At 73.3% G+C, this 13,994-nt stretch carries 13 protein-coding genes; 4 read left to right on the top strand and 9 right to left on the bottom strand.

Features of this window, described 5'->3' with window-relative positions:
- The first annotated feature begins 5 nt into the window (after positions 1 to 5).
- A complete protein-coding gene (locus tag ACIBBD_RS13615) occupies positions 6 to 1,541 on the top strand; it encodes a PLP-dependent aminotransferase family protein (RefSeq protein WP_399419536.1) in 1,536 nt (511 codons plus the stop codon).
- Between the two features lie 155 nt (positions 1,542 to 1,696).
- On the opposite strand, the gene ACIBBD_RS13610 is transcribed toward ACIBBD_RS13615, so the two are convergent.
- From ACIBBD_RS13610 to ACIBBD_RS13595, 4 genes are all read right to left on the bottom strand, one after another.
- On the bottom strand, positions 1,697 to 2,380 hold the full coding sequence (locus tag ACIBBD_RS13610) for an ABC transporter ATP-binding protein (RefSeq protein WP_399419535.1): 684 nt from the start codon (positions 2,378 to 2,380) through the stop codon (positions 1,697 to 1,699).
- Positions 2,381 to 2,428: 48 nt separating this feature from the next.
- The gene (locus ACIBBD_RS13605) at positions 2,429 to 3,904 is read right to left on the bottom strand and encodes an ABC transporter permease (protein ID WP_399419534.1); all 1,476 of its coding nucleotides are present in this window, start codon (positions 3,902 to 3,904) and stop codon (positions 2,429 to 2,431) included.
- 136 nt (positions 3,905 to 4,040) lie between these two features.
- The gene (locus ACIBBD_RS13600; protein WP_399419533.1) at positions 4,041 to 5,291 is read right to left on the bottom strand and encodes an Ig-like domain-containing protein; all 1,251 of its coding nucleotides are present in this window, start codon (positions 5,289 to 5,291) and stop codon (positions 4,041 to 4,043) included.
- Positions 5,292 to 5,524: 233 nt separating this feature from the next.
- On the bottom strand, positions 5,525 to 5,893 hold the full coding sequence (locus ACIBBD_RS13595; protein WP_399419532.1) for a hypothetical protein: 369 nt from the start codon (positions 5,891 to 5,893) through the stop codon (positions 5,525 to 5,527).
- Positions 5,894 to 6,002: 109 nt separating this feature from the next.
- Between ACIBBD_RS13595 and ACIBBD_RS13590 the strand changes: the two genes are divergently transcribed.
- Positions 6,003 to 6,338, top strand: a complete 336-nt coding sequence (locus tag ACIBBD_RS13590) for an LPXTG cell wall anchor domain-containing protein (RefSeq protein WP_399419531.1) — start codon at positions 6,003 to 6,005, stop codon at positions 6,336 to 6,338.
- 42 nt (positions 6,339 to 6,380) lie between these two features.
- Complete coding sequence (locus ACIBBD_RS13585; RefSeq protein ID WP_399419530.1) at positions 6,381 to 7,169, top strand: hypothetical protein; 789 nt, start codon at positions 6,381 to 6,383, stop codon at positions 7,167 to 7,169.
- A 77-nt stretch (positions 7,170 to 7,246) separates the two neighbouring features.
- Here the strand turns inward: ACIBBD_RS13585 and hutH are convergent, their stop codons facing one another.
- The 3 genes from hutH to ACIBBD_RS13570 all read right to left on the bottom strand — a co-directional run bounded on the left by hutH (position 7,247) and on the right by ACIBBD_RS13570 (position 10,897).
- Positions 7,247 to 8,785 (bottom strand): histidine ammonia-lyase, encoded by a 1,539-nt coding sequence (hutH, locus tag ACIBBD_RS13580; protein ID WP_399419809.1) that lies wholly within the window; start codon positions 8,783 to 8,785, stop codon positions 7,247 to 7,249.
- 82 nt (positions 8,786 to 8,867) lie between these two features.
- Positions 8,868 to 10,013, bottom strand: a complete 1,146-nt coding sequence (locus tag ACIBBD_RS13575) for a diguanylate cyclase domain-containing protein (protein WP_399419529.1) — start codon at positions 10,011 to 10,013, stop codon at positions 8,868 to 8,870.
- A gap of 83 nt (positions 10,014 to 10,096) precedes the next feature.
- Positions 10,097 to 10,897, bottom strand: coding sequence for an enoyl-CoA hydratase/isomerase family protein (locus ACIBBD_RS13570; RefSeq protein ID WP_399419528.1), 801 nt, complete (start codon positions 10,895 to 10,897; stop codon positions 10,097 to 10,099).
- 260 nt (positions 10,898 to 11,157) lie between these two features.
- Here ACIBBD_RS13570 and ACIBBD_RS13565 point away from each other — a divergent pair, with 260 nt between their 5' ends.
- The gene (locus ACIBBD_RS13565) at positions 11,158 to 11,799 is read left to right on the top strand and encodes a hypothetical protein (RefSeq protein WP_399419527.1); all 642 of its coding nucleotides are present in this window, start codon (positions 11,158 to 11,160) and stop codon (positions 11,797 to 11,799) included.
- Between the two features lie 10 nt (positions 11,800 to 11,809).
- Here ACIBBD_RS13565 and ACIBBD_RS13560 read toward each other — a convergent pair whose 3' ends face one another.
- Together ACIBBD_RS13560 and ACIBBD_RS13555 are read right to left on the bottom strand one after the other, a co-directional pair.
- Positions 11,810 to 12,973, bottom strand: a complete 1,164-nt coding sequence (locus ACIBBD_RS13560; protein WP_399419526.1) for an adenylate/guanylate cyclase domain-containing protein — start codon at positions 12,971 to 12,973, stop codon at positions 11,810 to 11,812.
- 100 nt (positions 12,974 to 13,073) lie between these two features.
- Complete coding sequence (locus ACIBBD_RS13555; RefSeq protein ID WP_399419525.1) at positions 13,074 to 13,940, bottom strand: biotin--[acetyl-CoA-carboxylase] ligase; 867 nt, start codon at positions 13,938 to 13,940, stop codon at positions 13,074 to 13,076.
- Positions 13,941 to 13,994: the final 54 nt, after the last annotated feature.

The following is a 13,994-nucleotide window of genomic DNA, read 5'->3' as shown; positions in this document are numbered from 1 at the left end:
GCAGCATGGGCGGGGTGACCGAGCGGGAACAGGCAACGGCGACGCGCCGCACCACCGACACCCCGGCGGCCTACGACGGGCACCCGGCGCACGGCTCGGACTTCCTCCAGCTCGACGCCGGTGACGCGCCTCCCGGCGGCAAGGCGGACTGGCTGGTGCGGCAGCTGCGCCGGGCGATGGCCGACGGCCGGCTCACCGTGGGCAGCAGGCTCCCGCCGACCCGGGTGCTCGCCGCCGAGCTGCGCGTCTCCCGCGGGGTGGTCGCCGAGGCGTACCGGCGGCTGACGGAGGACGGTCACGTCGAGGGGCGCCGACGCGGCGGGACGGTGGTGGTGGCGGTCTCCCCCGCCCTGCCGCCCCGGACCCCGGCCGCGGTCGCCCCGGAGCCGGTCGCGCCGGGCTCGCTGTTCGCCGGTGTGCCCGGCCCCGAGGTCTTCGACGCGCTGCGTGCCGCCCCGTCCCGCATCGACTTCACACCCGGCCGGCCGGACCTCACCGCGTTCCCCCGCTCGGCCTGGCTGCGGGCGGAACGCGCCGTGCTCGCCGGGCTGTCCGCCGAGCACCTCGGATACGGCGACCCGAGCGGCGCCCCGGAGCTGCGCCGTGCGATCGCCGGCTGGCTGGCGCGCGGGCGCGGCATCCGGGTCGAGCCGGACGAGGTGCTCGTCGTCGCGGGCACCGCACAGGCGCTCACCCTGCTGCACCCGGTGCTGCGGGCGGACGGTCTCGACACCGTCGCCGTCGAGGACCCCGGCTCGCTCGGCACCCGTCAGCACCTGGAGCACGGCGGCCTGGCCACCCCGCCGGTGCCCGTCGACGACGAGGGCGTCCGGGTGGACGCGCTGCGCGCCACCGGCGCCCGGGCGGTGCTGCTCACCCCGGCCCACCAGTTCCCCCTGGGCGTGGTGACGAGCGGCGAGCGCCGGCGGGAGCTGCTGCGCTGGGCGGCGGAGGGTGGGCTGATCGTCGAGGACGACTACGACGCCGAACACCGCTACGACCGGCCCCCGGTGCCCGCCCTGCGCGGTCTCCTCGACGACCGGGTCTGCTATCTGGGCAGCGTGTCCAAGCTGCTCGCGCCCGCGCTGCGGATCGGCTGGATGGTGCCGCCGCACCGCCACCGGGACGCGCTGGTCGCCGCGAAACGCTTCACCGACCTGGGCAACGCCGTCCTGCCGCAGCTGGTGCTGGCCCGGCTGATGGAGTCCGGTGACCTGGAGCGGCATCTACGGCTGCTGCGCGGCCGTCACCGGCGCCGCCGCGACGCGATGATCCACGCCCTCGCCGGCCATCTGCCGGGCGCGGTGGTGCACGGCGCGGCGGCCGGCCTGCACCTCACCGTCACGTACGCGCCGGACGTGCCGGACACCGAGCTGGCCGCCGCCGCGCTGGCCCGTGGGGTGAAGGTGCAGCCCCTGTCCTGGCACCGCCGGCTGCCCGGGCCTCCCGGCCTGGTCCTCGGCTACGCGGCCACCCCGGCCGGGGTCGTCGCCGAAGGGGTGGCGGCGGTCGGCGAGGCGCTGCGCGCACTGTCCGCCTGACGCCGGCCGGCCGGGCCCCGGCCGCTCGATTCGGGCCGGCCGCTCGACCCGACCCCGCCCCGCGAACCGGCCCGGCCGCGGCCTCTCGTGCGAGGCCGGGGCCGGGCCGACGTGGGCCGGTGTCCGGCTGCTCGCCGGGGTACGTGGCGGGGCCGTCAGGTGGCGGCGTTCTCCTTCACCGTGATCCTGCCCTTGCGAATGGTCGCGAGGCGGGGGGCCTTCCTCGCGATCGACGAGTCGTGCGTGACCATGATGAAGGTGAGCCCGTGCTCCTTCCACAGGGTCTCGAGGACGTCCATGATCTCGTCGCGCATGGACTCGTCGAGGTTGCCGGTGGGTTCGTCGGCGAGGAGCACCTTCGGCCGCTTCACCAGGGCGCGGGCGATGGCCACGCGCTGCTGCTGCCCGCCGGACATCTCACTGGGCAGGTGCCCGAGCCGCTCGCCGAGCCCGACCGACTTCAGCGCCTCGGCGGCCCGCTCGCGCCGTTCCCGGGACTTCACGCCGAGGGGGACGAGGGCGGTCTCGACGTTCTCCTGCGCGGTGAGCGTCGGGATGAGGTTGAACGACTGGAAGACGAAGCCGATGTTCTCGCTGCGTACCTTCGTCAGCCTGGCCTCCGACAGCTTGGCCAGATCGACACCGTCGAGGACGATCTCGCCCTCGCTGGGCCGGTCGAGCGCGCCGAGCATCTGCAGCAGCGTCGACTTGCCGCCGCCGGTGGGCCCCTGGATGACGAGCCGGTCGCCGTCCGGGATGGTCAGATCGACACCGTCGAGGGCGTGGACGGTCTCCTTGCCGCGGGTGTAGCGCTTGGTGACGCCTCTGAGTTCGTACATGGGTCAGCTCCTGGGTGGGGTGAGGGGGTGCGGGATTTCCGGCGGCGGCTACTCGACGCGCCGCAGCGCGTCGGCCGGACGCAGCCGGGACGCCCGCCAGCCGCCGAACGCCCCCGCGATCAGCCCACCGGCCACCGCGAGCGCCACGGCGAGCGCCACGGTCGTGACGCTCACGGGCGCGGTGAGCGCGACGTCGAGCGTCTTCGCCGCCGCCTGCCGCCCGGGACCGCCGAAGCCCCCGCCGCCCCCGGGGCCGCCCGTGCCGCCGCCACCGCCGCCGCCCAGCTGCGCCTCCAGCGTCGGGCTCATCGCCGTCACCGCGTACGCTCCCGCCACTCCGACCGCGATGCCCAGCACGCCGCCCAGCAGCCCGTTGACCATCGCCTCACCGACGACCTGCCGGGTCACCCGCCCGGACTTCCACCCGAGCGCCTTCAGCGTCCCGAACTCCCGCACGCGCCGCGAGACCGCCGACGAGGTGAGCAGCCCGGCCACCAGGAACGCGGCGACCAGCACCGCGATGGACAGCCACGTGCCGACGCTGGTGGCGAGGGAGGACGCCGTGGACAGGGAACCGGAGACGGTGTCCGCGAGGTCCGCGGAGGTCGTCACCGTCGTCCCCGAGACGTTCTTCTGGATCGCGGACTTGACGCTGTCGATCTTCTGGGAGTCGGTCGCCTTGACGTAGATCGTGGTGACCCTGTCCTTCGAGTCGCTGAGGGTCTGCGCCTGGGGCAGCGGGATGTAGACGTCGGCGGCGGAGTCGCCGCTGTCGGCGGTGGCGACGCCGATCACGCTGAACGTGACGCTCTTGATGGTGACGGTCGAGCCGACCTTGAGCTTCTTCTCCTTGGCGTACGCCGAGTCCAGCACGGCGACCTTGCCGTCGGTCTCCGTCGCCTTGAACGTACGGCCGCTGGTGATCCGGGAGGAGGTCAGCGGGCCGAGCGCGGCCTCGGTGACGTCGGTGCCGTAGACGGAGTAGTTGTTGACGTCGAAGTCGGCGCCGCCGCCCCGCACTTCACCCTGCGGCTGGCCGCCCGTGCCGCCGGCGCCGCCCGGCCCGCCCTGCTGGCCGCCGGTGGAGCCGTTGCCGCCCTGCTGGAACTGGCCGCGGGTGAACTGGCCGCTGACCTTGATGACCTGGAGGCTCAGTCCGCCGACCGCGTCGGCGACGCCGTCCTGCTTGCCGACCTTGGTGACGGTCGAGGTGGACAGGGTCTGGAAGCCCTGGACCATGACGCGGTCGCTGCTCTGCTCCTCGCCGGAGCCGTCGTCCTGCGCGTCGAACTGGAAGCGCGGCCGGTCGGAGGGGGTCGCGGTGGGCGAGGCGGCCTTGGTGACCGTCATGTCCGTACCCAGGCCGTACAGGGACTGCAGGACCTTGTCCTGGGCCTTCCCCATGCCGGAGGACACGGAGGTGACCACGATGACCAGCGCGATGCCCAGCGCGAGGCCGGAGGCGACGACGAGGGCCGCCCTTCTGCGGCGGCGCAGTTCGCGCCTCAGGTAGGTGAAGAACATGCGCCGCAAGCTAGGTACGGACCGTGATGAAGCGATAAGGCTCGAATAAGAGATGGATGAGAAGCCTGTGCCCGACCCCGGAAACACCGATGCCGCCCCTGGGGGCGGCATCGGAAAGCTGTGCGCCGACTGGGCGTCAGACGGCCGAACCGGCCTTCCACTGCGCCCAGTCCATGTTCCAGCCGTTGAGGCCGTTGTCCGGGGCGACGGTCTTGTCGCCGGTGTTCTGGACGACCACGACGTCACCGACGATCGAGTTGTCGTAGAACCAGGCGCCCGGCGTGCTCGGGTCGTCGGCGCCCTTGGTGTCGGACAGGCCGACGCAGCCGTGGCTGGTGTTCACCGAGCCGAAGATGGACTTCGCGCCCCAGTAGTTGCCGTGCACGAAGGTGCCGGAGGTGGTCAGACGCATGGCGTGCGGCACGTCCTTGATGTCGTACTCGCCCTTGCCGTCGTCGTCGGTGAAGCCGACCGTCGCGCCGTTCATCCGGGTCTCCTTGAACTTCTCGGAGATCACCATCTGGCCCTCGTACGTCTTGTTGTCGGGCGAGCCGGCGGAGATCGGGATGGTCCGGACCGTCTTGCCGTCCTGCGTGACCTTCATCTGCTTGGTCTTGGCGTCGACGTAGGTGACCTGGTTGCGGCCGATCTTGAAGGTGACCGTCTTCTGCTGGACGCCGTAGACGCCCTCGGCACCCTGGACGCCGTCGAGCGCGAGCTTCAGCGTGACGGTGGAGTTCTCCTGCCAGTAGTCCTCGGGCCGGCAGTCCATGCGCTGGGTGTTGAACCAGTGGCAGACGATCTCCTGGCCGCTGCTGGAGGTGACCGTGATGCCCTTCTGGACGGCGGCCTTGTTGGTGATCTCCTTGTTGAAGTTGATCGACACCGGCATGCCCACGCCGACGGTCGAGCCGTCCTCGGGCGTGAAGTTGCCTATGAAGCTGTTGTCGGGGGAGACCGTGGTGAAGGACGCGTTCTCGTGGGCCTCGCGGCCTTCGGAGTCCTTCGCGGTCGCCGCGAGCTTGTAGGTGGTGGAGCGCTCGAGCTGGCCGCTGGGCTTCCAGCTGGTCTTGTCGGCGGAGAGCTCGCCCTCCACGGCGGTGCCGTCGGCGGTGGTCATCGTCACCTGGGTGAGCGTGCCCTTGCTCACCGTGACGGTCGCCGAGTTGTTGATGGAGGCGTTGTCCGAGCCGTCCGCGGGCGTGATCTTGATCTGGGCCTCCGACGCCTTCTCCGCCGCCGCCTCGTCGGCCCTGGCCTGAGAAGAGCCGCCCGTGCCGCCGTCCGAGGCGCTGCTGTCACCACCGGAACACGCAGAGAGCACCAGAACACCGCCGAGCAGTGCGGACGCGGTCCTCAGACCCCTGCGCCGCCTACTGTTCGTCATCACACGCTTCTCCATCGTTGCCGATTCCCGAACCCCGAGAGTCCCCGTCAAGAACATCAACGCTACGACCGGTTCGTCCCGTTCCACATCCTGCGAATGTGTGGGCCACACCACGTCCACAGGGGCGGTGAATCGCCCGGGACCCGTGGTGCGGGTGTCGGTCAGTGCGTCCTGTGAGACGACGGAACCCCGGGCGGCGGTTGCCGCCCGGGGTCACGATTTCCCCAAGACGTTCAGCCGATGCCGCCCGTGCGGGCGTCCTTCCGGCCGTCCGCGCCGTCATCCTCGTCGACATCATCCCCGTCGAGGTCCCACTCCGGCGAATCCGGGTCGTAGTCGACGGGTTCGCTGGACCAGGAGGCCTGCTGGAGTTCGACCCCCGGCACCTCACTGATCAGGTCCAACGGGTCGACGAGGTAGGCGAGGGCCTCGGCGGTGTCCTCGGTCACAGCGCTCTCGGTGTGCGCCCGCTCGGCCTCCGGCGTCCCGGGATCCGCCGCGATGCGCCGCAGGGCGGCCCCGGTCACCGCGTCCGCGTCCCCGACCTCCAGGACGAGCTCCACGCGAAGCCGGACATATCGGGATGTCTCTTCAGTGCTCATGCCCGGAGCGTACGGCTCCCGGGTCCCGCAACTTTCCCGCGACCCGCGCCTTTCATTAGCATCGGGCCACACGGCCAATTCGCCAGCGCCACAAGGGGATCGATATTCCGTGTCATCCGCTCGCCGTCCGTTGCTGACCGCCACCGCCGCGGGCACCCTGTTGGGCGCCCTGTGGTTCGTCCCGAACGCCAACGCGACGCAGGACTTCCCGGCGAGAGCGGACGCGAAGCCGCAGGCCACCGCCCAGGCGCGGGCCGCGAACGCGACCGTCACCGACGCCACCACGACCTCCGCCACCGGCGCCGCGAGCGACACCGAGGGCACCCGGCTCGCCGACACCGGCAGCTTCGACACCACCCCGTACGTGGTGGGCGGAACCACTTTGCTCGCCTTGGGTGCGGGATTCGTGGTTTATTCCGTTCGCCGGGAACGCCTCGGTTTTTGAAATGACTTGACGCTCACTTGACCAGACCTTCATAGTCCGCTCATGAAGAGATCATCGGGTGCGCGGCTGTGCGCCACGGCTGCCGTGGGCGCTCTGTCGCTCGCCCTCATCACAGGCTGTTCGAGCGACGGGTCGAAGAAGGACAAGGGATCCAGCGGTTCCGGCGCGGGTTCCGGTTCGTCCTCCTCCTCGTCGGCTCCGGCCGCGAACGCCCTGACCGCAGCCGAGTTGGAGAAGCTGCTGCTGGTCCAGGGCGAGGTCAAGGGGTACAAGGTCGACTCGGGTGACGACACGCTCCCGAAGTCCAAGACCGAGGTGAAGACCGACAAGCCGGCCTGCGACCCGCTCGCCTGGGCCACGGCCGGTCTCGCCCCGGGCGACACGGACGCGAACGCCAGCAACTCCGTCTCGGAGGACAAGGCGTCGACCGCCACCGCGCAGCCGGAGGACATCGCGGACGCCTTCAACGTCGACATGACGTTCGTGGGTCTCTCGTCGTACGACGGCGACGGGGCCGAGAAGGCCATGAAGGCCGTCACCGACGGCGTGACGGCCTGCTCCGGCGGGTACGGCCTCACCACCGGCGGCGAGGACTCGAAGGTCACCAAGGTCGCCGCGACCAAGGGCTCCGGGCTCGGTGACGAGTCGATCGCCTTCGCCGAGGACGTCGACATGGACGGCGAGGGCACGGCCACCTTCCACACCGAGGTGGTGCGCAAGGGCAACACCATCGCCACGTTCTACACGGTGAACTTCGCCGCGCTCGGCACCGGTGAGGCCGCCGAGATCCCGGCCGCCGTGGTCCAGGCGCAGGTCGCCAAGCTCAAGTAGTCCGTCCGGACACACCGTCGGGGCCCTGCCGTCACCCGTGGACGGCAGGGCCCCGCGCCGTCTTCTCCGCCGGGCGCCTACCGCAGCGGCCCGGTGACGGTCTCCGCGGCCGCGACGAGCCGCCCCGCGCGCACGAAGGCGTCCGCCGCCGCGAGGTCGGGCGCGAGGAACCGGTCGGGACCGGGCCCCTGGACCCCCGCCTCCCGTACGGCGTCGATGACCGCCCGGGTGGCCGGCGCCGGGGTCAGCCCCTCGCGCAGCTCGACGGCGCGCGTGGCGGCGTACAGCTCGACGGCGAGCACGCGCGTGAGGTTGTCGACGGCCGTGCGCAGCTTGCGCGCCGCGGACCAGCCCATGGACACGTGGTCCTCCTGCATCGCGGAGGACGGGATCGAGTCCGCCGAGGCGGGTACGGCCAGCCGCTTCAACTCGCTGACCAGCGCGGCCTGCGTGTACTGGGCGATCATCAGCCCGGAGTCGACGCCGGCGTCGTCCGCGAGGAACGGCGGCAGTCCGTGGCTGCGGTTCTTGTCCAGCAGCCGGTCGGTGCGGCGTTCGGCGATCGAGGCGAGGTCGGCGGCGGCGATGGCGAGGAAGTCGAGGACGTAGGCCACCGGCGCGCCGTGGAAGTTGCCGTTGGACTCCACGCGCCCGTCCGGCAGGACGACCGGGTTGTCGACGGCCGAGGCCAGCTCCCGCTCGGCGACCAGCCGGGCGTGGGCCATGGTGTCCCGTCCGGCGCCGGCGACCTGCGGGGCGCAGCGCACCGAGTAGGCGTCCTGGACGCGGGGCGCGTCGTCCTGGTGGTGCCCGGTCAGCCCGGACCCCTTCAGGACGGCCAGCATGTTGGCCGCGCTGGCCTCCTGTCCGGGGTGCGGGCGGATGGCGTGCAGCTCGGGCGCGAGCACCCGGTCGGTGCCGAGGAGGGCCTCCAGCGAGAGCGCCGCCGTGACGTCGGCGGACTTGTAGAGGGTGTCGAGGTCGTCCAGGGCCATGATCAGCATGCCGAGCATGCCGTCGGTGCCGTTGAGGAGGGCGAGGCCCTCCTTCTCGCGCAGCTCGACGGGGGCGATCCCGTGCTCGGCGAGCAGGTCCCCGGCGGGCCGCACGACGCCGTCCGGCCCCTCGGCGTCGCCCTCTCCCATGAGCGTGAGGGCGCAGTGGGAGAGCGGGGCCAGGTCGCCGGAGCAGCCGAGGGAGCCGTACTCGTGGACGACGGGGGTGATGCCGGCGTTCAGCAGGTCGGCCATGGTCCGGGCGACCTCGGGGCGCACCCCGGTGTGCCCGGAGCAGACGGTCTTCAGCCGCAGGAACATCAGGGCCCGGACGACCTCCCGCTCCACGCGCGGCCCCATGCCGGCGGCGTGCGAGCGGACGATGTTGCGCTGGAGCTGGGTGCGCAGTTCCTGGCTGATGTGCCGGGTGGCGAGGGCGCCGAAACCGGTGGAGACGCCGTAGACGGGGTCGGGCTTGGCCGCCAGCGCGTCGACGATCTCGCGGGCGGCGGCGAGGGCCGTCACCGCCTCCTCGGAGAGTTCGACCCGGGCGCCGCCGCGCGCCACGGCGAGCACGTCGGACGCGGTGACCCCGGACGTCCCCACCACCACAGTGTGCATATCCATATTCAGGAGCGTACGCAGTGAAGACGAAGATGTCACCACTGGGGCCGGGCCTCACCCCTTACCGATGCGTCACACCTCAGCTCCGCCGCCCACGGAAGCTGCGCCGCTCGGCGGCCGGCCCCTGGGGCGGTTCGTCGGCGAGGCGCACGACGGGATCGTCCGGCCCCTCCCGCCCGGCGACGACCGGCCGGGCGGCCCGCACCGCCTTCGCCCGGTACTGGGCGGCGTCCGCGAGCCGGAACAGCCGCCGGGCGGAACGCACCGTTCCGATGGGGTCCTCGGTGGAGGCGACGCCGCAGGCCACCCCTTCCCCGAGCTCCAGTTGCAGGGCCCGCAGGCACAGTTCGTCGGCCACCTTCACCACGTCGTCGGCGGACGGCCCGACCGCGAGCAGACAGAACTCGTCCCCGCCCAGCCGGGCGGCGAGCGCCCCGGGCAGCATGGCCCCGCACAGCGACAGCACCGACCCGAACCGCTCCAGCAGCCGGTCCCCGACGGCATGTCCCTGGGTGTCGTTCACCCGCTTGAGCCCGTTGAGGTCGCACACGACGAGACTGACCACGTCCCCCCGCGTCCGGTGCCGCTCGACCGCCTCCTCCAGCCGTACGTCGACGGCGCGGCGGTTGGCCAGGCCGGTGAGGGCGTCGGTGAAGGCGAGCCGGCGGGCCTCCTCCAGCCGCTCGGTCTGCGCCAGCCCGGCGGCGACCACCGCGGCCAGGACGGTGGCGAAGTCGGCGTCGGCGCGGTCGAAGACGGGCGTGCCGGAGGAGCGGGCCACGTACAGCTCGCCCCAGGCGCGGCCGTGCAGCACGATCGGCGCGACGACACAGGAGCCGCGCCCGCGCCGGCGCAGGGCGGCGACCCGCTGGTGGCAGTAGCCGGGCCGCCCGGCGGCGGGCCCCTGCGCCGTCTCCACCCAGGCGTTGGGCTCGCCGCCGGCCACCCAGCGTTCGTGCAGGAACTCGGTGATCTCCGGGAACTGGTGCACCGGATAGGCCTCGCCGTCCGGGAACTCCTCCTCGTCCGGCGCCCGGTCCCCCACGTTCACCAGGACACGCAGCCGCCCGAGGTCGCGCTCCCACACCGAGAGCGCGGCGAACGCGCCGGCCAGCGCCCGGCAGGCCCCGAGCGCCGCCGCCCGCCACGACTCCCGGGGCGTGTGCGCTGCCGCCATTCCCTGCGCCAGCGCCACCACGGCCGCGAGGCGTCTGTCCTCACCCATTTCATCAGGCTAGGGACATTTACCCACCAAGGGGACACCGGGATGGCACTTGGAGTGACGGCACGCCCCCTCCCCGGGGCGGGTCACTCCCCCGGCCACTGCGGCTTGCGCTTCTCGTTGAACGCCGCCACCCCTTCCGCCCGGTCCCCCGAGAACGCCACCGACCGCCAGGCCGCGTCCTCGACCTCCAGCCCCGCCCGCAGGTCCAGCCCCTGCCCCAGCCGCAGGGCCCGCTTGGCCGCCCGCAGGCCCACCGGGGAGTTGGCCCCGATCCGCGCGGCCAGCGCCAACGCCTCCTCGCGGTCCCTCCCCTCCTCCACCAGCACGTCCACCAGTCCCAGCTCCCGCGCCTCCACGGCCTCCACCCGCCGGGCGCTGAAGATCAGCTCGGCCGCCCGGGCCGCCCCCACCCGCCGGGGCAGCAGCTGCGTACCCCCACCGCCCGGAATCACCCCGACCGACACCTCGGGCAGCCCCACCACGGCCGTACGGTCGGCCACGATCACGTCGCACGCCAGCGCCAGCTCGAACCCGCCGCCCAGCGCGAACCCGTGCACCGCGGCGACCGTGGGCACCGGCAGCTCCAGCACCCCGGTGTACGCGCCCCGCGCCACCGGCCGCTGCCGCACCAGTTCGGCGTCGCTGAGGGAGTTCCGCTCCTTCAGGTCGGCGCCCACGCAGAAGGCCCGCTCGTGCGTCGAGGTCACCACGACCACGCGGACGTCCCGGTCCCGGCCCAGCGCCGCGCAGGCCGCGCCGATGGACCGGGCCATCCCGGTCGAGACGGCGTTCATGGCCTTGGGCCGGTCCAGGGCCAGCTCCGCGACATGCCCGTCCTCGTGCCGCCGCACCAGGACGAACTCCCCGAACCGCTCCTCGCTCATGACACCCTCCGGATCGACGCAGGTTAACGCGGGTTAACCTCTCCCGCTCGACCGATCATCGCAGGCCGGGTGCGCCGGGGAAAGAGCGGACGAGGGCCCGGCCCGCTCCCGCGTCACCGCCCGTCCGGCCACCGCGATCCCGCCCGTCCACCCGTTCGAGTGACATCCCGCCCAACTCCCACCCGACCGCCCAAGGGAGCGCATAACGTGCGTCCGCCCCGGCGCATCGGGGGCGCGAATCGCACCGGGGAGGGAACGCGATGACGAGCACACCGGTGAGTACGCCGACCGGACGAGGCATCGGGGCCGAGGAGCCGCAGGTGGGGGAGCCCGTCCGTCTCCGGACCGCCGCCCGGGGCCGGCACCGCCGTCCCCGCCCCCGCAAGACGCTGTTCGCCGCGGGCGGCCTCGTGGTGATCGCCGGTGTGCTGAGCTTCCTCCGGATGACGCCCGACTCGGGCGTCGGCGGACTCGGTACCGCGGAGGCGGGAGCCCGCCCCGACCCCGTCCTGGGCACGGACCCGGACACCGACCGCGCGGCCCACGCGGGCGCCACCGTCGCCGCCGTCCCGACGGCCTCCGCCACCACGGGCGTGCCGAGCACCCGCCCGGCACCCGAGGTCACCCTGGTCCCGGGCACCCCCGGTTCACCGACGTCCGTCGCCCTCACTCCGGGCGCCACCTACACCCCGGCGGCCCCGGGCGTGCCACCGGCACCGGCCGCGACCCGCGCCCCGGCACCCGCGCCCACCGCGGCCGGCCGCCCGCGGCCCCCGTCGACGGCGACGCCCGCGCCGACCGCCCCGGCGCCCGCTCCCCCGCCGCGGCAGCCGGACCAGCCGGACCTGTGCGTCCCCGTGGTCGGACTGTGCGTGGACCCGCTCGACGCGCCCCTGCCCTGACCGCCCGAGGTCACTCGCCGCCGTCGTCCCGGCGGGTCAGCAGCCAGGGCTCGACCACACCGAGCCCGCGCACCGGGCGCTGCCACATCGGCTGGAGCGCGAACCGGTAGACGGGCGGCTCCTCGCCCTCCTTCTCGGCGGCGGCCGCCTCCTCGGCGGCCTCGGCCTCGGAGGCGGGCGCGTCCCCGGTGCGGATGATCTCCTCCGCGAACGCGCTGTCGACGAGGACGGCGTCCCGCGGCGCTATCGACGTCAGCCGCGAGGCCAGATTGACGGTCGTGCCGAAGACATCGCCCATCCGGGTGGTCACCGTCCCGAAGGCCATGCCGACGCGCAGCTCGGGCATCGTCTCGTCGTTGCTCATGGTCTCCACGAGACGCAGCGCGATGTCGGCGGCGGTACCGGCGTCGTCGGCGGCGTACAGGACCTCGTCGCCCAGCGTCTTGATGAGCCGCCCGCCCCGCGCGGCGACCAGGTCGGCGGCGGTGGTCTCGAAGGCCTCGACGAGCTCGCCGAGCTCCTCCTCCTCCATACGGCGGGTCAGCCGGGTGAACCCGACGAGATCCGCGAACCCCACCGCGAGCCGCCGGTCGACCATCTCCTCGTCGTCCGCGGCCTGCACGACCCGCCCGGCCGAGGCGGCCAGCTGCCGGCGCCACACGTAGACCAGGAACTCCTCGAGCTCCGGCAGCAGCAGCTCGACGATCGGATAGGTGACCTCGGTGCGGGTCATGCCCGGCTCGGGAGGCTCGGTCAGCCCCTCCAGGAAGGAATCGATCTGCCACTCCGCCAACCGGGCGGTGGTCTGCCCGGTCGACCGTGCCACCTGCACCGCCATGGCCTCGCTCAGCAGCCCCGCCTCCACGAGACCGGCGAGCCGCCGCAGGGCCAGTACGTCGGCCTCGGTGAGCGCCCTGGCCTGCCCTATGTCGGCGAAGCCCATGGCCCGCCAGAAGCGGGACGCCAGCTCCATGGAGACACCGGCGCTGCGGGCCGCCTGGAACGGGGTGTAGCGCCGCTCGGCGCCGAGGATGAGCTGCTCCAGGCGCAGGGCGAGCGGGTCGTCGCCGGATTCGGCGGCTTGGGCGTCCCCCCGCTCGAGCGAAGCCGAGAGCGGCGGAGGGTCCACCCGGCCGTCCGCGCCCGCGCCGGAGCCCGTGTCGTCGACGGTCACGCCTGTGCCCTTCCGATCTACCGCGGTCAGGTATCGACCGGCCTCAACTCTACGGCAGGTGTGCGCCAGCTCACTCCGTCAGGTGGAGCGGACGCACCCCTCAGGCCGGCCGCAGATGCACGATGTCGCCCGCCCCCACGGGCTCCTGCACGCCGTCCTCCGTGGCGATCACCAGCCTGCCGTCGCCGTCGACCGCGACCGCCTCCCCCACCACCGACCGCTCCCCGGGCAGCTCCGCCCGCACCACGCGCCCGAGCGTCGCGCACCCGGCCGCGTACGTCTCCTGCAGCCCGCTCGCCGCGGGGTCGCCCCCGGCGGCGCGCCACCGGCCGTACCACTCCTCCAGCGACCGCAGCACGGCCCGCAGCAGCGGATCGCGGTCCGTGCTCACCGCCCCGGCCAGCGCCAGCGACCCCGCCTGCGGCACCGGCAGCTCGTCGGCCCGCAGCGAGACGTTGACGCCGAGTCCGAGCACCACCCCGTCCGCCCCGGCCCGCTCGGCCAGGATCCCGCCGGCCTTGCGCTCCTCCCCGCCCACGGTCACCAGCAGGTCGTTGGGCCACTTGAGCGCCGTGTCGACGCCCGCGGCACGCGACAGCCCGGTGGCCACCGCCACCCCCGCCAGCAGCGGCAGCCAGCCCCACCGCTCCACCGGCACCTCGGCCGGTCGCAGCAGCACGGAGAAGAAGAGCCCCGAGCGGGCGGGCGCCGTCCACCGCCGGTCCAGCCGCCCCCGTGCCGCGGTCTGCTCCTCGGCCACCAGGACCGCGCCCTCGTCCGCCTTCCCCGCGGCCGCCAGGGCCACGAGATCGGAGTTCGTGGAGCCGGTCCGCTGCACGACCTGCACGTCGCGCCAGAGCCCGCCCTCCCGCACGAGCCCGCGCCGCAGCGCGACGGCGTTGAGGGGCGGACGGTCCAGATCGGACCACCGGCTGTTGTTCGCGTCTGATGCATCTCGCGGCGTCATGCAAGCCACCCTAGGTGTGGTAAACGCCGCACTGCTGATCCATAGGCGCACCAC

This window comes from Streptomyces sp. NPDC051315, assembly GCF_044455165.1.
GTDB lineage: Bacteria > Actinomycetota > Actinomycetes > Streptomycetales > Streptomycetaceae > Streptomyces.
The sequence above is the reverse complement of the archived record's forward strand: the minus strand, read 5'-3'. Positions and strand labels throughout refer to the sequence as shown.